Genomic DNA, 15877 nt, shown 5'->3' with positions numbered 1-15877 from the left:
ATTAGGGTATAGCGTCGTATCGATCGACGTCGTACGATCACGTCGCCGCCGACGTGGCGCGGCAGGTGGCCCCGGTGGGTGCTCGACCGACTACGGTGGTCGGATGTCAACGACTACGGCGGCGAGTTTCGAGCGACGTGGCTCCGCAGGTACTCGAGTTCCAGAGCCGGATACGAGGGGGCGGCAGGTGGTGGTGGATGCGGTAACGTTCCCCTCGCGACCGGACAGCCTGCCTCCAACTGAAGGCACCGCACGGTACGAAGTCGCCCCTCATAACGTTACCCGCTTACAGGTTCGAGTATTCGGGTCGGATCGAACGCTGGTAGCGAACGTCCCACTCATCCGCACTGTTTCTCATCAGTTCCGGCCGACTCCCTGCACGGTCGCAATCGCGACGATAACTCGGTATCGCAACCTCACAGCCGAGTGATGGCGACCGGCCGAGTGTCGTTACCGGTCTGTCATCCCCTCGGCGAACCCGCCACACCGCGCCGTGATGGCGTCGTCGAGCAGGCCACGCTCGAGCAGGTCGACGACCGCCTCGACGTCCCGGTGGACGGGTCGATCGTCCTCGAGCGGCGGGACGACCTCGCGAATCAGCTCGTACGCCGCGTCCGTCCCGGTACCGAGGGAGAGCCCGTCCTCCTCGAACGCGTCGTCGACGAACTCGGCCGCCTGGGCGCCACAGACGAGTTCCGAGGCGACGACCGTCCGCGCGCGCTCGAGGGCGCGACGACCGTTGAGCGCCGCGCCGCCGCTCATACTGACATGGTCTTCCTGGCCGCCGCTGACGGGCGTGTTGTCGGTCGCGGCCGTCCCGATGGATCGGAGGTCGTTGAGACAGGCCGCGGCGGTGTACTGGGTGATCATGTAGCCCGACTGGACCCCGCTGTCGGGGGCCAGAAACGGCGGCAGGTGTGACTCCTGGAGGTTCGGGTTCACCAGCCGATCGATCCGACGCTCGGAAATCGCCGCCAGTTCCGTCAGCGCGATCCGGACGTACTCGAGTCTGAGCGCGATCGGCTCGCCGTGGAAGTTGCCGCCCGAGAGCACCGCGGCGCGGTCGGTGCCCGACGCGCGGTCGTCGAGTCCCGCGGCGTCGAACACCAGCGGGTTGTCCGTCGCGCTGTTGAGTTCGACCTCCACCGCCTCGCGCAGGTGGGAGACGGCGTCGCGGACGGCGCCGTGGACCTGCGGGAGACACCGCAGCGAGTAGGCGTCCTGGACGCGGTCGCAGTTGCGATGGGCCTCGACGATCTCGCTATCCGCCGTGAGCCGGCGGACGTTCTGGGCGCTCGTGCCCTGACCGGCGTGGGGACGGACGCCGTGGATCGCCGGATCCGAACTCGCGGTCGTCCCCAGCGTGACCTCCGTCGTCAGCGCGCCGGCGACGTCGGCCGCGCGGACGAGCGCCTCGGCGTCGACCACGACGAGCGACGCCAGTCCGACCGACAGCTGCGTACCGTTGATCAGCGCCAGCCCCTCCTTCGGCGCGAGGGTGAGCGCCTCGAGGCCGATCTCCGCGAGCGCCTCGTCGCCCGGAAGTCGGCGCGACGCGCTCGCGTCGTCGGCCCCATCGACCAGTGCCTCGCCTTCTCCGATGAGCACGAGCGACATGTGTGCCAGCGGCGCGAGGTCGCCGCTCGCGCCCAGGCTCCCCCGTGACTTCACGACCGGGTGGACGCCTTCGTTCAGCATCGCCACGAGGTGCTCGAGGACGACCTCGCGGATTCCCGAGTACCCCTTCACCAGGGCGTTGATCCGCGTGACCATCATCGCGCGGACCTCCTCGCGGGTCAGCTCCCGACCCGTCCCCGCGGCGTGGCTGCGTAACAGGTTCGTCTGAAGCTGCTCGATTCGGTCGGGCGGAATCCGCTCGTCGACCAGCTCCCCGAAGCCCGTGTTCAACCCGTACACCGGCTCGCCGCTCTCGAGGACGTCTTCCACGCGCTCGCGCGAGGCTCGCACCCGCTCGCGGGCCGCGTCGGCGATCGAGACGGGGACGTCGGCTCGAGCGACGGCGGCGACGTCCTCGGGCGTGAGCGAGTCGCCGTCGAGTACGACCGTCACGATCGAACCACCCCGTCGTCGGCGACGACTGCTCCAGCTTTGATCACCGTTTCGACCGCGGGGGTGTCGAATCGGTAGGCGACGTGGGCGTACGAGGGCGCCTCGAGCACGAGCGCGTCGGCCGTCGCGCCCTCGCGCAGGGTGCCCGTCCCGTCGTCGCGTCCGATCGCCAGCGCGGCGTTTCGCGTCGCCGCGAGCAGCGCCTCCGCGGGCGTCATCCCCATCTCGACGCAGGCGAGCGTCTGGACGAACTCCATGCTCCGGGAGTGGCAGTTCGGGTTGAAATCGGTGGCGACGGCGACGGGAGCGCCCGCCTCGAGAAACGCCCGCGCGTCGGCGTACTCGGCCCCGAGGCCGAAGGCGGTCCCGGGAAGCAAGACGGGGACGGTTCCCGCATCCACGAGGGCCTCGACGTCATCGTCGGTCGCGTAGAGCAGGTGGTCCGCGCTCGCGGCACCGACCTCGGCGGCGAGCTGAGTCCCACCGAGGTGTGAGAGTTCCTCCGCGTGCACTTTCGGCGTCAGTCCGGCGTCGGCGCCGGCCTCGAGCACCCGCCGGGACTGCTCGACGTCGAAGACACCCTCCTCGCAGAAGACGTCGCAGAACTCGGCGACGCCCTGATCGGCGACGGCGGGAAGCTGCTCGTCGATCACCTCCTCGACGTAGGCTTCGGCGTCGCGACCCTCGGGTACGGCGTGAGCACCCATGAACGTCGCCACGAGGTCGACGGGGTGGGCCTCGTCCGCGCGGGAAATCGCCTCGAGCATTCGGCGCTCGGTCTCGGCCTCGAGGCCGTAGCCCGACTTGACCTCGACCGTCGTCGAGCCGCGGGCGAGCATGACGTCGAGGTGGGCGAGCAGCTGCTCGAGCAGCTCGTCGTCGCTCGCCTCTCTCGTGGCCCGCACTGTTCGGAGAATGCCACCGCCCTCGGCGAGAATTTCCTGGTAGGCCTTCCCCCGGAGCTTGGCCTCGAACTCGTCGGAGCGGTCGCCCGCGAAGACGGCGTGGGTGTGTGGGTCGACGAAGCCCGGGACGACCGCCTTCCCGCTCGCGTCGATCGCTTCGCCGGCGTTCTCGGGTGGGTACTCGCGGGTGAGTTCGTCCGACGGGCCGACGGCGACGACCTCGCCGCCGACTGCGACGAGTGCGGCGTCTTCGACGGTCTCGAGGACGGCGTCCGACCCGTCGCCCTCGGCCGGGCCGACCACCAGTTCGGCGGCGTCGTGGACCACGAGCGTCTCGCGCCCGTCGCTCACCGCCACTCACCCCCGTATCCGGCGAGGAAGTGCGCGACCGCGCGGGCCGCCGCGTCGCTCGTCCGGCCGCTCTCGTCCAGCGGCGGGGCACACTCGACGACCTCGAATCCCGAGAGCCGGTCGGCGCCCGCGACCTCGAACAGGGCGGCATAGAGATCCGCCGTCGTCAGGCCGCCGGGCGTCGGGGCGCTCACTCCGGGCGCGAACGCGGCGTCGAGGACGTCGACGTCGAGGCTCACGTAGAGGAAGTCGACGCCCGAAACGGCCTCGAGCGCCCGGCTCACTGCCGACGCCGGGTCGCGACGCACCTCGTCGGCGGTCACGACCTCGCCGCGCTTTCGCTCGAGGTAGTCGGCGTAGGCGGTCGACGTCTCGAAGTGACGCGCCCCGACGACCGCCAGCGCGTCGAGCCCGCGGTCGAACAGCTGACGGTAGGGCGTCCCGCTCGAGGGACCGTCGACGGGCTCGCGACAGTCGAGGTGGGCGTCGAAGCTGATCGCGCCGACGGAGCCGCGCTCGAGCAGCGGCGCGACGTTGGGGACGGTCAGCGAGTTGTCGCCGCCGAGAAAGACCGGCAACGCGGCCGTCTCGTGGACGGCGCTCGTGACCTCCTCGGCTTCCGCCTGGACCGAGGGGACGTCGGAGAACGGAAACCGGAGATTCCCGAGGTCGCCGATCGAGCTCACGGGGCCGGCGTCGTAGTGGTGGCTCTTCACGCCCGCGAGCGCCTCGCGGATGGCGTCCGGGCCCTCCTTCGCGCCGCGGCGGCCGATGACCGCGCCATCGTAGCGCTCGCCGACGAGGACGGCGTCGTACGCGCCCGCTGCCTCGAGCGTCGTCGGCTCGACCACGTCGCCGAACGTCTCGTCGTTCGGGTCGCTCGCGGGGCTCTCCCAGCGCGGCGGGCGGGCAAACGACGTCATGGGCGTTCGTCCCCCTCCCTCGTAGCGGCGTCGTCCCGGTCTCCAGCCATCGGAACGTGGACGTCGGAGTCGCGGGCCTCCTGCAGAGCGTCCTCGTAACCGGCGTCGGCGTGGCGGATCACGCCCATTCCGGGATCGGTGGTGAACACCCGCCTGGCCTTCTCGGCGGCCAGATCGGAGCCGTCGAGGACGACGTGGTTGTTCGCGTGCAGGGAGTTCCCGATGCCGACGCCGCCGCCGTCGTGGACGCTCACGATGTCCGCGCCTGCGGCGCAGTTCAGCAGGGCGTTGAGGATGGGCCAGTCGGCGACCGCGTCGCTGCCGTCGCGCATGGCTTCGGTCTCCCGGTGTGGGCTCGCCACGGAACCGGCGTCCAGGTGGTCGCGCGTGACGACGATTGGCGCGCTGATCTCGCCCTCACGAACGAGTTCGTTGATCCGCAGGGCGAAGCGAGCGCGTTCGGTGAGGCCGTCGGGGTCGTCCCCTGCCTGGTATCCCAGCCAGCAGACCCTCGAGGGAAGCCCCTGGAACGCGACCTGTTCGCTGGCGAGGTCGATCCACCGATGCAGGTGCTCCTTCTCGGGGAACAGCTCCGTGACGGCCTCGTCGGTCCGGTGGATGTCCGCCGGATCGCCGGAGAGGGCGACCCACCGGAACGGCCCCTTCCCCTGGCAGAACAGCGGCCGGACGTACGCCGGGACGAACCCCGGGAAGTCGAAGGCCGACTCGTGGCCCCGGTGCTCGACCACCTGCCCGCGGATGTTGTTCCCGTACTCGAAGGCGATCGCTCCTCGTTCGGCGAGCTCGAGGATGGCGTCGACGTGGCGTTCCATCGTATCGAGACTCTCTGCGACGTACGCCTCGGGATCTTCCTCGCGGAGGGCGTCGGCCTCCTCGACCGTGTACCCCGACGGGTAGTAGCCCTCGAGTTCGTCGTGGGCGCTCGTCTGGTCGGTGACGACGTCCGGGATCCAGTCGCGCTCGAGCAAGCCCTCGAGCAGGTCGACGGCGTTCACGTGAACCCCGACGCTGTAGGCCTCACCCGCCTCGGCCGCGTTCTCGGCGCGCTCGAGGGCGTCCTCGAGATCGTCGGCTCGTTCCTGGCAGTAGCCAGTCTCGAGCCGGCGGTCGATCCGTTCCTCGTCGACCTCGGCGGCGATACAGACCCCGCCGTTCATCGTGACCGCGAGCGGCTGGGCGCCGCCCATGCCACCGAGGCCGGCCGTGACGACGACCTTGCCCTCGAGTCCGTCGCTACTGGGGAAGTGCTGGCGGGCGCACTCCGCGAGCGTCTCGTAGGTGCCCTGGATGATCCCCTGGGTGCCGATGTAGGCCCACGAGCCCGCGGTCATCTGGCCGTACATGATCAGCCCCTTCGCCTCGAGTTCGTGGAAGTGTTCCCAGTCGTCCCACTTGCCCACGAGGTTCGAGTTGGCGATCAGCACGCGCGGGGCGCGTTCGTGGGTAGCGAATTTCCCAACGGGCTTGCCGCTCTGGACGAGCAGGGTTTCGTCGGCATCGAGCTCCCGGAGCTCGTCGACGATGGCGTCGTAGGCGTCCCACGACCGGGCCGCCCGGCCGGTTCCCCCGTAGACGACCAGCTCCTCGGGCGTTTCGGCGACCTCGGGATCGAGGTTGTTGTTCAACATCCGCAAGGCGGCCTCGGCCCGCCAGTTCCCGCACTCGAGGTCGGTTCCCGTCGACGCACCCTGGTACTCGCGCCACCGCTCGCTCGGCTCGCCGACGTCGTGATTCTCGGCCTCCTGTGGCGTTTGCATACTCCCTCCGTTCGTGACGAACGACGAAGGGTTTCGAGTGAGCGTACGCTGGGTGTTTTATATATGGGCGCCGTCGACACGCCCATGCACGAGGCCACGTTCCGCCTGCACGGGGCGGGTGACCTGGCGCGGCTCACCGACGCATTCGACGCCCGCATCTCGCTGTGGTGTAACGACCACAGCGACCTCCTGGAGCTGCGCTGTTCACCCGTCGACGTCGACCCGATCCTCGAGCGCCTCGACGCGGTCGTCGGGGTCGACGACGCCGTCGTCGACGGGGGCGACGTCGTCGCGGTGACCAGTACCTGCGCGCGGGCGGGCGACGCACCCGCCGTCGATTCTCATCTCGAGGAACACGGCTGCCTGCTGGTTCCGCCGCTGCGGTACGCCGACGGGATGCGCCACTGCCGGGTGCTCGCGCTCGAGGCCGACCGGCTGACCGGCCTGTATCGCTCGCTGCTCGAGTCGTTCGACGTCGACGTCGGCGCGAAGCGAGAACTCGAGGGCGTCTCGAACCGCCCGTCGGACCGGTTGCAGGGGTCGACGCCGACGCTGAGCCGGCGACAGCGACAGGTGTTCACGCTCGCCCTCGAGCGAGGCTACTACGAGATTCCACGCGAGATCACGATGGCCGAACTCGCCGCCGAGGTGGGTATCGATCGTCGAACGGCTGACGAACATCGTAGACAGGCCGAACGGAAGCTGCTCGAGACGCTCGCCGAAACGTCTCTCGTGGGGTGAGCCGCGTTCGGTGGACGCCAGCAGAAGTCGCTTCGGGTGGGCGCCAGCGGCGTCGCGTCACTCCCCGAACAGGTCGTCGACGGCCCGTCGCGCGGCGAGCGCGGCGTCGTCGGCGACCTGCTCGAGGTCGCGGTCGTCTTCGGGAGCGTTGAGGTAGACGTCTACCTCGAGCATCCCCTCCTCGAACCTGACGGTGACGTCGAAGTCACGGACCGCGGACTGCTTGTACCGCGAGAAGATCACGTCCTCGGCGGCGTCCGCGGCGGTTTCGACGACCGTCTCGTCGGACGGTTCCTCGGTCGACATTTACGCGCCGCCGGCGCCCGGGCCGCCGGGCCCCATCGGACCGCCACCCATCGCGCCGCCACCGAGTAGCTGCTCTAGGTCCTCCTGGAGGCGCTCGAACTGCTGCTGGATGCGATCTTCCTGTTTCTCGAGCGTCTCGAGGCGGATCTCGAGGGTGTCGACTTTCTCCTCGAGGTCCTCCTCGGCTTCGTCGTACGTGGTCTCGACGAGGAGCTCGCCGACCTGGCGGTACATCTGGGTGTCCTCGTCCATCTCCTCGAGCTGCTCGAGGGCGGTTTTGGACTCGTTCAGCGTCGACTCGGCTTCCTGCTTCTGGACGGCGACGGTCTGGGCCGTCTCCTGCAGTCCCTGTAGCTCTTCGATCTTTTCCTGTGCTTCCGGCGGCAGATTTCCTTGCATACGTCGACCCTCGGCCTCCGCACTGATAAAGCCAAGCTTTGCGTCCGAGCCGAGGAGTGTCCGACACGGGGACAGAAAATCGAGCGCCGACGGCGACCGCTTTCCGATCGGCGCTTCCGTCTGTCGTGGCTGTCTCAGCGGCCTCACTCGACCTCGAGTAACTCGACGAGATTCCCCTCCGGATCGCGGAGGAAGCAGATTCGCGTCCCGCTCTCGGTCGTCCGGGGCTCACACAGCGCCTCGACGTCCTCGGGCAACGCCTCGAACCGGGCGTCGAGGTCCTCGACCGCGAGCCCGACGTGGGTCGCACCCGGCTGGTTGAGCGCCGGCGGCGTTCGCGAGTCGGCTTCGGGGTCGTACTCGACGAGCTCGAGGCGAACGCTCCCGGCCTCGAGGTGGGCGAACCGCCCGGTCGCCCCGGGGACGTCGACAGCGTCGGCGAACGCCGCACCGGAGACCGAAAAGCGGTCGAGTACCTCGAGGCCGAGGACGTCCCGGTAGAAGGGGAGCGTTCGATCGAGGGCTTCGACGGTGATCCCGACGTGGTGGACGGTGGGCGGTGACATGGAAGACGTCGCAACTGCCGGGAGGAAAAACGCATCGGTGCTTCGGTGCCGGGTGCCGTGTATCGATCCCGCGTGCACCGGGCCCGTTTGTCGCGCAGGTTGGCCTCGTTGACTCGTGTGCCAGCCCCGTTCACCTCGAGTTCGCGTGTGTGGACGGCGACCGCGTACCTTTTTGGTCACCTCGGCGCAAGTAGGGCGCATGGTCGACGTCCTCGACAACAAACGGGCCGCGACGCGGTTTCGAATCCTCGTCGAGATCGCCGAGCGCCAACCGGCGGTAAGCCAGGGTGAGATCGCCGACGAGGTGGGCGTGACGAGCCAGGCGGTCAGCGAGTACATCCGCGCGCTCGTCGACGACGGCCTCGTCGAGAAGGAAGGGCGCTCACGGTATCGCGTCACGAAAGAGGGCGTCGACTGGCTCTTTTCGGCCGCCGGCGACGTCCGCCGCTTTGCCGATCACGTCACCGAGGACGTCCTCGGGGCGATGGGTGAAGACGCCGCCATCGCGACCGACGACCTCGAGGAAGGCGACGCCGTCTCGCTGTCGATCGAGGACGGCCTCCTCCACGCGAGCCCCGGAACCGAAGGGCCGGCGACGGGAATCGCGACCACCGACGCGGCCGCCGGTACCGACGTCGGCGTCACGAGCTTCGAGGGCGTCATCGACCTCGAGCCCGGTTCGGTGACGGTGTGGCAGGTGCCGCCAGTGCGGGCGGGTGGCAGTCGGGCCGCCGCCGGCGAGGCGATCACCGACGGCTGTGTCGCCTCAGATCTGGTTCTCGCGAGTGGGGTCGAGGCGGTCGTGGCCCTGCGTGAACTCGACGTCGAGCCCGCAGTCACGCTCGCCGTCGGAGACGTCGCCGCCAGCGCCGCCGAGCGTGGCCTCGAGGTCGCCGTCGTGGCGACGACCGACCTCGTGGGTCGGATCACCGACACGCTTCGTGACGCCGACGTGGCGTACGAGGTTCTGGAGGGGTAGTCGGCCGGAGTCAGCGAGCGACTGGCGAGCCGGGCGGCTCTCGAGCCGTCCGCTGTGGGTGGATTACGGGGGCAGAAATCAGTCCCAGACGTGGATCGCGACGACTGCCAGCGAGCCGAAGACGACCGCAGCGGCAAAGCCCCACGCTGCGAGTTCGTCCGGCGCGCCGACGAACATCCCGGCGGCCCCGAGCGTAGCGATCAGGCTGAAGATGAGTGCGAGTCCGAGACCCTTGTCCGTGCCCGTCTCCGTTGCGTGTGCCATGTGACGACGTTGTTGGGGGGTGGTCTTAATTGCACTTATTCGTCGTGACGGTCGTGGTCTGCGAACTCGTACGGATCATTGTAACGTTTTATCGGTGATCGCTCGAACGGGTCAGCGATCACCGGTAACGAATCACAATAGACCGTATCACGTCCTGACCGCGACGAAGCGAAGTCGCCGATAGTCGGCCGTCCACGTCCCGTCGGCGAACAGCTCCGGCCGAAGTCGATCCTCGACGGCCTCGAGGACGGCATCGCGGTCGCCCGAGGGAACCGACTCGAGGAGGCCGTCGCCGAACTGCTCGAGCCAGCGCCGAAGCCCGTCCTCGCCGTCGTCGAGTTCCGTCGGCCGGTCGAACAGCCGCGCGTACCGGACTTCGAGGTCGTGAGACTCGAGCCGGGCTGCGTACTCGCCGATCGACGGGAAGTACCACGGATTCGCACCCTCGTAGCCCCGGCGCTCGAGTTCGTCGACCGTCGCCGAGACGATCGCTTCGACGTTGCCGTGCCCGCCGAGTTCGCCGACGAACCGGCCACCGGGCTCTATGGCGTCACGAACGGCGCCGAGGACAGCGTCCTGGTCGTGGATCCAGTGCAGCGCCGCGTTCGAGAAGATCGCGTCGAACGGCTCGTCGAACGTCATCGACCGCGCGTCGGCACAGACGAACGCGAGGTCGGGGTAGGAGGAACGCGCCTGCTCGACCATCGCCTCGGCGCTGTCGAGGCCGACGACGTCGGCGCCGGCGGCCGCAATCTCGGCCGTCAGGTGGCCCGTCCCACACCCCAGGTCGAGGATCCGTTCGTCGTCGGCCGGCGAGAGCACTTCGAGGAGATCTGCGCCGTACTCGTAGACGAACGCGTGGGAATCGTCGTAGACGTCGGCATCCCACGCGTTCGGTCGACCGTCCCGATCAATCATCGCGTAGTGATGTGCTGGATTCGTGTTGAGTGTTTCCATTCCCCGAGCCACGTCGCGAGAGATCGCCGAACTCGAGTCGGCGATTCAGCGTCGTTCGGACGGCAGGGTCGACGAGGTCGTCGCGGACGAATCTCATGTGACTGTGTGTCAGTCGACCCGAGCATACTTGGGTCGTCTCTCGAAACACCATCGGTATGCGAGCACCCGTCACGCCACCACCGCTCGAGCGAGGCGACCGGGTCGCGATCGTCGCGCCCGCGTCGAACTCTGCCCTGGAGTTCCCACACGTCTACGAACGGGGACTCGGGCGCCTCGAGACCGTCTTCGACCTCGAACCCGTCGAGTTCCCGACGGTGTCGAAGGGACGGAAGTACCTCTACGACCACCCCGAAGAGCGCGCACAGGACGTGATGGACGCCTTCGAGGACCCCGAGATCCGGGGCGTCGTGACCGTTATCGGCGGCAACGACCAGGTCCGGATCCTCGAGCACCTCGAGCCCGACGTCTTGCGGGAGCACCCGACGCGGTTCTACGGCTACAGCGACAACGCCCACCTCGCGTCGTACCTCTGGAACCTCGGGATCGTCTCCTTCGCCGGTCCGTCGGTGATGACGGAACTGGCGATGGACAGTCAGATGTTCGAGTTGACCGTCGAGTACGTCGAGCGGGCCTTTTTCGACGACTCGCTGGGCGAACTTCGGCCTGCCGAGGCGTTCACCGACGAACCAGGCGACTGGGCGGACCCGGACGCCTTGGAGCAGCCCCGCGAGACGGAGCCGAACCCGGGCTGGACGTGGACCGGCGGCGACGGCCCCGTCGAGGGACGGATCTGGGGGGGCTGTCTCGAGATCCTCGACCAACTGTTTCTCGCCGATCGGTTCGCGCCGCCGGACGACGACCTCGAGGGGACGATCCTCGCGTTCGAAACCTCCGAGGAGATTCCGGACCCGGCCTGGGTCGCGGGCGTCCTCAGGGCGCTCGGCGAGCGCGGGCTGCTCGAGCGCTTCGCCGGCGTGCTCGTCGGTCGCCCGCCGGCGCGCTCACACCTCGAAGATCGGCCGCCCGAGTGGCGCAAGGCGTATCGCGACCGCCAGCGGGAGGTGATCTCGAGCGTGGTCGCTGAGTACAACCCCGACGCGCCGGTGGTCCTCGACGTGGACTTCGGACACACGTACCCGACGATTCCGATCCCGATCGGCGGCCGTGTCGAGATCGATCCCGGTACGGAGACGGTCGCGTTCGACTGAGGGCAGCCGAGAGCGGCGAAACCAGTAGGGCTAGCGGCCGCCGTTTTCCCCCTCGAGTGCCTCCCGTCTGAGCTGCTCGCCTTCCTCGCTGCTCACGGTGAGTTCGGGAACCGTCGTCGGTCGGTACTCTTCGTCGATCGCGACGAAGACGAAGTACGATTCGGTGGTCTTCTCCCGTTCGCCGGTCCGGAGGTTCTCCCGGTAGACGCGCAGCCGGACCTTGACGCTCGTCTCGCCGGCGTCGTAGACGTAGGAGGTGATGAAGGCGGTGTCGCCGAGGTGGATCGGCCGCTCGAAGTTCATCTGGTTGACCCAGGCAGTGACGCAGGTTTGCCCCGAAAAGCGCATCGCCGACATCGCGCCGATCTCGTCCATCCACTTCATCACGGTCCCGCCGTGAGTCGTTCCGAGCATGTTCGTGTGGTTCGGCTGGACCATCTCGCGGTTCTCGATGTAGGTCTCCAGTAGATCGGTCATCGTCAGTCCCTTCGGAACGGTGGGGACCAGTGTCCTTCGATTCGCGGGAAACGAGTGCGGCGGAACGCTCGGCGCGACGATCGGTTCTCGATGCCACCAAACCCATCGGTTCGCCACACCGCCGAACCCATCGGTTTGCGAGGCCACCAGCGCTCGGCCCACGGCCGCCGACGAACGTATTTGCTCGAGTCACAGACGATCACGTTTCGGTGGGCGTTCGGCGTTCGATACTGGTAAAAGTCGGGGCCCTGTTACAGACGCTAATGAGTGATGCAGGCGACGCGAGCGTTCCGGAGCCCTCCGAGCCACCGGATCGTGAGCGTGGCGACGTCCACGTCCTCGGGACGGCTCACGTCTCACAGGCCAGCGTCGATGCGGTCAACGAGACGGTCGACCGCGAGCGACCGGACGTCGTCGCCGTCGAACTCGACGAGAGTCGCTTCCGCCAGATGCGAGGCGGTGCGCCCGAGGACATCGAGGCAAGCGATCTCCTGAGCGGTAACACGGTGTTTCAGTTCCTCGCCTACTGGATGCTCTCGTACGTCCAGTCGCGGCTGGGCGAGCGCTTCGACATCGAACCCGGAGCGGACATGAAAGCCGCGATCGAAGCCGCCGAACGCAACGGTCACGGCGTCGCCCTCGTCGATCGGGACATCCAGGTGACGATCCAGCGCTTCTGGGCCCGACTTTCGGTCACCGAGAAGCTCAAGATGGTCGGCGGACTCGCACTCGGGGTTACCGATCCGCGGACGATCGGCCTCTCCTTTGGCGCCGGTCTCGGGATCTTCTTCGGCGTCGTCTTCGCCGCGTTCGTCGCTCCCCTGCTCGGGCTCGGTGAGACCCTCTCTCTCGGGATCACCGAGGCATCGACGCTCCAGTTCGTCGGCGCGACTGGCATCGGCCTCGTCGGCGGGCTCTTGCTCGGATTGCTCTTCGTCCCGTCGCTCGAGGGCGCCGCCCGGTACACCGGCGGGCTGTTGAACGGCTTCTCGGCGCGGCTCCTCTCGGGGGCCGCCATCGGCGTCGTCGGCGCGCTCGCGCTCGTCTCGACGGGCACGTTCGTCGGGCCGCTCGACGCCGGAACGTTCGAGAGCGCGGGGAGCCTGACGATCCGCGGCGGCGTCGGCGTCGTCGCTGGACTCGGACTCGGCGTCCTCGTCGGTGGCGTCGTCGGTATCGTCCTCGACGCACTCACGGCCGACGTCGAGGAGTTAGACGAGATCGACATCGAGGAGTTGACTGACGGCGACGTCGTCGCGGCGATGATGGAGGAGTTCCGCCGGTTCAGCCCGCGCGGGGCGAACGCGCTGATAGACGAACGTGACGCCTACATCGCCCACAAGCTCCACGCGCTTCGCGAACAGGGCTACGACGTCGTCGCCGTCGTCGGCGCCGGCCACAAGGCGGGGATCGACCGCTACCTCGCCGATCCCGACTCCCTGCCGCCGATGGCGTCGATCTCTGGCACCGACTCCGGGCGGCGGTTCTCACCGCTGAAGATCCTCAGCTACCTCGTCATGATCGGCTTTCTGGCCTTTTTCTTCCTGTTGCTCATGGCGGGCGTCCAGAACACGTTCCTCCTGCAGGTCTTCCTCGCGTGGTTCCTCTTCAACGGAATCTTCGCGTTCACCCTCGCCCGCCTCGCTGGCGCCCGCTGGACGAGCGCGGGCGTCGGTGGTGCGGTCGCCTGGCTGACGAGCATCAACCCACTGCTCGCACCGGGCTGGTTCGCCGGCTACGTCGAACTCCGTCACCGGCCGGTGAACGTCGGCGACATCCAGACGCTCAACGACATCATCGGAAACACCGACCTGCCGATGGGCGAGGCGTTCGAGGAGATGTTCGACGTGCCGCTGTTTCGACTCATCATGATCGTCGCGATGACGAACATCGGAAGCATGCTCGCGTCGTTCCTGTTTTTCATCGTCGTGATCCCCTGGCTCGCTCCCGAGATCGGCGGCGTCGACGCGCTGATGGCCGAACTCCTCCGCGGCGCGGAGAACAGCCTCGAGCTCATTCGAGGGGTGATCGCGTGAGCTATCGCACTCGAGGGGAGCCCCAGCTGTCGTTCAGCGACCGGGAGCTGTTCGACCTCGCAGTCGCCTGGATCACCCTCAGCGTCGCGTTCGCCCTGTTCCTGAACGCACCCGCGGCGGGTCGGTTCTCGATCGGCTTTTTCCTCACGATGGCGGTGCTGAGCTTCTTCACCGTCGGCGTCGGCTTTTTAGCCCACGAACTCGCCCACAAGGTCGTCGCGATCCATTACGGGCAGGTCGCCGAATTCCGGGCCGACTACCAGATGCTGTTCCTGGCGATCATGACCGCGCTGATCGGCTTCATCTTCGCCGCCCCGGGGGCCGTCTACCACGCCGGCCGCATCACCGTCCGCGAGAACGCGATGATCGCCCTCGCCGGCCCGCTCACCAACCACGCCCTCGCCCTCTTTTTCTTCCCGTTCACGTTCGTCCTCGGCCCGATCGGGACCATCGGCCACATGGGGGTACTCATCAACCTCTTTCTGGCCGCGTTCAACATGATCCCCTTCGGCCCGCTCGACGGCAAGTCCGTCTGGGACTGGAACACAGGCGTCTTCGCCGCCGTCTTCGTCCCGAGCGTCGCGCTGCTGGTCGGGTTCTTCCTGACCTACGGGTTCTGGTGACGGGCTCCGGGAAAGCTAGTCCGCGCCCTCGAACACGCCCAGGTCGTAGATCTCGAACGGCGGCTCGGGGAAGTCGTCCGATCGGGACTCGAACCGATCGATCGAGAGCGACTCGAGCGAGAACGGGGCCCCGTAGCCACACAGCAACTGGCGCACCGCCGCGGCGGCGATGGGCGATGCGCTCAGTCCGAGGCCGCTGAACCCCGTCGCGACCACCAGCCCGTCGGGCGCGTCGTCGGGGGCGTCGATGATCGGCAGCCAGTCCGGCGACATGGCGTCGCCGGTCGGACAGCAGCCGTCGCTCACGATGCGGGCCTCGCCGTACTCCTCGAGGAGTTCGTCGAGCCGTTCGGCCAGCAGGAGGTGAAACGCCTCGTCCACGTTGTGTTTGACCGACGGCTGTGGCCCCAGCAGCCCCTCGATCCCGGCCACGTGGAGCTCGCCGTTGTGCTCGGGGCGCCAGAACGTCGCCATGTAGCCGTCGAGGCCGAGCTCTTCGGGGAGGTCGTCGCCGAAGTCGAGGTCCATGTACCACTGCGGGTACGCCTCGCTCACGCGGTCGTTGCGGTCGGCGTCCTCGTCCAGATTCACGTGCCAGAACCGTTCGGGCTGGATCGGCACCTCGAGGACGTCCTCGAGCAACGCCCGCGACCACCGACCGGCGGCGACGACCACGCTCGAGGCCCGGATCTCGCCGTCGTCGGTGTCGATGCCTCGCACCTCGCCGTCCTCGACGAGGACGTCGGTCACCTCGACGCCGGTCTCGATCGTCGCGCCGCGGTCGACCGCGTCCTCTCCCATCGTCGTCGCGAACGTGTACGGATCGACCCAGCCCATCCGTCGGTACAGCATGCCGCCGGCGATCGGACTCCCCTCGCTCGTGTCGAAGACGCCCGGATACCGGTCGGCGATCTCGTCGGCGTCGAGCCAGGTCGCGTCGTAGCCGCCGTTCGCGGAGACGAGTTCGGTGTACTCCCGTGCGACCTCGGTCCGCTCCGGGCCGTGGAGGTTGATCAGTTCGCGTTCGGTGTACTTGTAGTTCCGGTGGCCGTCGAGACCCTCGAAGAACCGAAACGACAGCCGCCCCGCCTTCGGCAGGTGGGGGAACTGATACTGGGGCTGGATGATCCCGGACGCGTGACCGGTCGTCTCCCCCGCAATTTGTCCTTTCTCGAGGAGGACGACGTCGTGGTCGGCCGAGAGCTCCCGCGCGATCGTGACGCCGATGCAACCACCGCCGACGACCGCTACGTCGTACGAGTCGGTCATCGATCGACACCCTCGCCGTGAGCCG

Annotated in this window: 16 protein-coding genes; 5 read left to right on the top strand and 11 right to left on the bottom strand. The window is 68.1% G+C overall.

Translation table 11 applies throughout. The annotated features are described in order from the left end of the window. Positions 1–450 precede the first annotated feature (450 nt). The 4 genes from hutH to hutU are packed head-to-tail and all read right to left on the bottom strand — an operon-like array spanning position 451 to position 6027. Positions 451–2070, bottom strand: coding sequence for a histidine ammonia-lyase (gene hutH / locus NMQ09_RS14580; protein WP_255191310.1), 1620 nt, complete (start codon positions 2068–2070; stop codon positions 451–453). Then, on the bottom strand, positions 2067–3326 hold the full coding sequence (gene hutI / locus NMQ09_RS14575) for an imidazolonepropionase (protein WP_255191309.1): 1260 nt from the start codon (positions 3324–3326) through the stop codon (positions 2067–2069). Before hutI ends, hutH begins: the two co-directional genes overlap by 4 nt. Continuing rightward, positions 3323–4249 carry a formimidoylglutamase gene (gene hutG / locus NMQ09_RS14570; protein ID WP_255191308.1) on the bottom strand — a complete coding sequence of 309 codons (927 nt, stop codon included), beginning with the start codon at positions 4247–4249 and terminating at the stop codon, positions 3323–3325. Before hutG ends, hutI begins: the two co-directional genes overlap by 4 nt. Continuing rightward, positions 4246–6027 carry a urocanate hydratase gene (gene hutU / locus NMQ09_RS14565; RefSeq protein ID WP_255191307.1) on the bottom strand — a complete coding sequence of 594 codons (1782 nt, stop codon included), beginning with the start codon at positions 6025–6027 and terminating at the stop codon, positions 4246–4248. The genes hutG and hutU overlap by 4 nt, the downstream gene beginning before the upstream one ends. Positions 6028–6090: 63 nt before the next feature. On the opposite strand from hutU, the gene NMQ09_RS14560 reads away from it, so the two are divergent. Continuing rightward, positions 6091–6768, top strand: coding sequence for a helix-turn-helix domain-containing protein (locus NMQ09_RS14560; protein ID WP_255191306.1), 678 nt, complete (start codon positions 6091–6093; stop codon positions 6766–6768). A 57-nt stretch (positions 6769–6825) separates the two neighbouring features. Here the strand turns inward: NMQ09_RS14560 and NMQ09_RS14555 are convergent, their stop codons facing one another. The 3 genes from NMQ09_RS14555 to NMQ09_RS14545 form a co-directional block, all read right to left on the bottom strand. Beyond that, positions 6826–7074, bottom strand: coding sequence for a DUF3194 domain-containing protein (locus tag NMQ09_RS14555; RefSeq protein ID WP_255191305.1), 249 nt, complete (start codon positions 7072–7074; stop codon positions 6826–6828). Beyond that, positions 7075–7473, bottom strand: a complete 399-nt coding sequence (locus NMQ09_RS14550; RefSeq protein ID WP_255191304.1) for a prefoldin subunit beta — start codon at positions 7471–7473, stop codon at positions 7075–7077. Between the two features lie 143 nt (positions 7474–7616). Next, positions 7617–8039 carry a VOC family protein gene (locus NMQ09_RS14545; protein ID WP_255191303.1) on the bottom strand — a complete coding sequence of 141 codons (423 nt, stop codon included), beginning with the start codon at positions 8037–8039 and terminating at the stop codon, positions 7617–7619. Positions 8040–8238: 199 nt separating this feature from the next. Here NMQ09_RS14545 and NMQ09_RS14540 point away from each other — a divergent pair, with 199 nt between their 5' ends. Beyond that, entirely contained in the window at positions 8239–9018 is a 780-nt protein-coding gene (locus NMQ09_RS14540) for a DUF7839 domain-containing protein (protein WP_255191302.1), read from the top strand. Positions 9019–9096: 78 nt separating this feature from the next. On the opposite strand, the gene NMQ09_RS14535 is transcribed toward NMQ09_RS14540, so the two are convergent. Both NMQ09_RS14535 and NMQ09_RS14530 read right to left on the bottom strand, forming a co-directional pair. Next, positions 9097–9282 carry a DUF7525 family protein gene (locus NMQ09_RS14535; RefSeq protein WP_255191301.1) on the bottom strand — a complete coding sequence of 62 codons (186 nt, stop codon included), beginning with the start codon at positions 9280–9282 and terminating at the stop codon, positions 9097–9099. A 147-nt stretch (positions 9283–9429) separates the two neighbouring features. Then, positions 9430–10200 (bottom strand): methyltransferase domain-containing protein, encoded by a 771-nt coding sequence (locus NMQ09_RS14530; RefSeq protein WP_255191300.1) that lies wholly within the window; start codon positions 10198–10200, stop codon positions 9430–9432. 194 nt (positions 10201–10394) lie between these two features. Between NMQ09_RS14530 and NMQ09_RS14525 the strand changes: the two genes are divergently transcribed. Then, entirely contained in the window at positions 10395–11447 is a 1053-nt protein-coding gene (locus NMQ09_RS14525; RefSeq protein WP_255191299.1) for a S66 family peptidase, read from the top strand. A 30-nt stretch (positions 11448–11477) separates the two neighbouring features. On the opposite strand, the gene NMQ09_RS14520 is transcribed toward NMQ09_RS14525, so the two are convergent. Further along, positions 11478–11924 carry an acyl-CoA thioesterase gene (locus NMQ09_RS14520; RefSeq protein ID WP_255191298.1) on the bottom strand — a complete coding sequence of 149 codons (447 nt, stop codon included), beginning with the start codon at positions 11922–11924 and terminating at the stop codon, positions 11478–11480. Positions 11925–12187: 263 nt separating this feature from the next. On the opposite strand from NMQ09_RS14520, the gene NMQ09_RS14515 reads away from it, so the two are divergent. Next, a complete protein-coding gene (locus NMQ09_RS14515; protein WP_255191297.1) occupies positions 12188–13960 on the top strand; it encodes a TraB/GumN family protein in 1773 nt (590 codons plus the stop codon). Continuing rightward, complete coding sequence (locus NMQ09_RS14510) at positions 13957–14583, top strand: zinc metalloprotease (protein ID WP_255191296.1); 627 nt, start codon at positions 13957–13959, stop codon at positions 14581–14583. The genes NMQ09_RS14515 and NMQ09_RS14510 overlap by 4 nt, the downstream gene beginning before the upstream one ends. 15 nt (positions 14584–14598) lie before the next feature. On the opposite strand, the gene NMQ09_RS14505 is transcribed toward NMQ09_RS14510, so the two are convergent. Next, positions 14599–15852 carry an NAD(P)/FAD-dependent oxidoreductase gene (locus NMQ09_RS14505; RefSeq protein ID WP_255191295.1) on the bottom strand — a complete coding sequence of 418 codons (1254 nt, stop codon included), beginning with the start codon at positions 15850–15852 and terminating at the stop codon, positions 14599–14601. Positions 15853–15877: the final 25 nt, after the last annotated feature.

The organism is Natronobeatus ordinarius, from assembly GCF_024362485.1.
Lineage (GTDB): Archaea > Halobacteriota > Halobacteria > Halobacteriales > Natrialbaceae > Natronobeatus > Natronobeatus ordinarius.
Note: the sequence above shows the minus strand (reverse complement) of the source record. Positions and strands in the feature narration are given on the sequence as shown.

Bases quoted from the DNA above. Each gene is read 5' to 3' on its own strand.
- hutG (WP_255191308.1), bottom strand. From the start codon at position 4,249: ATGACGTCGTTTGCCCGCCCGCCGCGCTGGGAGAGCCCCGCGAGCGAC.
- hutU (WP_255191307.1), bottom strand. From the start codon at position 6,027: ATGCAAACGCCACAGGAGGCCGAGAATCACGACGTCGGCGAGCCGAGC.
- NMQ09_RS14560 (WP_255191306.1), top strand. From the start codon at position 6,091: ATGGGCGCCGTCGACACGCCCATGCACGAGGCCACGTTCCGCCTGCAC.
- NMQ09_RS14555 (WP_255191305.1), bottom strand. From the start codon at position 7,074: ATGTCGACCGAGGAACCGTCCGACGAGACGGTCGTCGAAACCGCCGCG.
- NMQ09_RS14550 (WP_255191304.1), bottom strand. From the start codon at position 7,473: ATGCAAGGAAATCTGCCGCCGGAAGCACAGGAAAAGATCGAAGAGCTA.
- NMQ09_RS14545 (WP_255191303.1), bottom strand. From the start codon at position 8,039: ATGTCACCGCCCACCGTCCACCACGTCGGGATCACCGTCGAAGCCCTC.
- NMQ09_RS14540 (WP_255191302.1), top strand. From the start codon at position 8,239: ATGGTCGACGTCCTCGACAACAAACGGGCCGCGACGCGGTTTCGAATC.
- NMQ09_RS14535 (WP_255191301.1), bottom strand. From the start codon at position 9,282: ATGGCACACGCAACGGAGACGGGCACGGACAAGGGTCTCGGACTCGCA.
- NMQ09_RS14530 (WP_255191300.1), bottom strand. From the start codon at position 10,200: ATGATTGATCGGGACGGTCGACCGAACGCGTGGGATGCCGACGTCTAC.
- NMQ09_RS14525 (WP_255191299.1), top strand. From the start codon at position 10,395: ATGCGAGCACCCGTCACGCCACCACCGCTCGAGCGAGGCGACCGGGTC.
- NMQ09_RS14520 (WP_255191298.1), bottom strand. From the start codon at position 11,924: ATGACCGATCTACTGGAGACCTACATCGAGAACCGCGAGATGGTCCAG.
- NMQ09_RS14515 (WP_255191297.1), top strand. From the start codon at position 12,188: ATGAGTGATGCAGGCGACGCGAGCGTTCCGGAGCCCTCCGAGCCACCG.
- NMQ09_RS14505 (WP_255191295.1), bottom strand. From the start codon at position 15,852: ATGACCGACTCGTACGACGTAGCGGTCGTCGGCGGTGGTTGCATCGGC.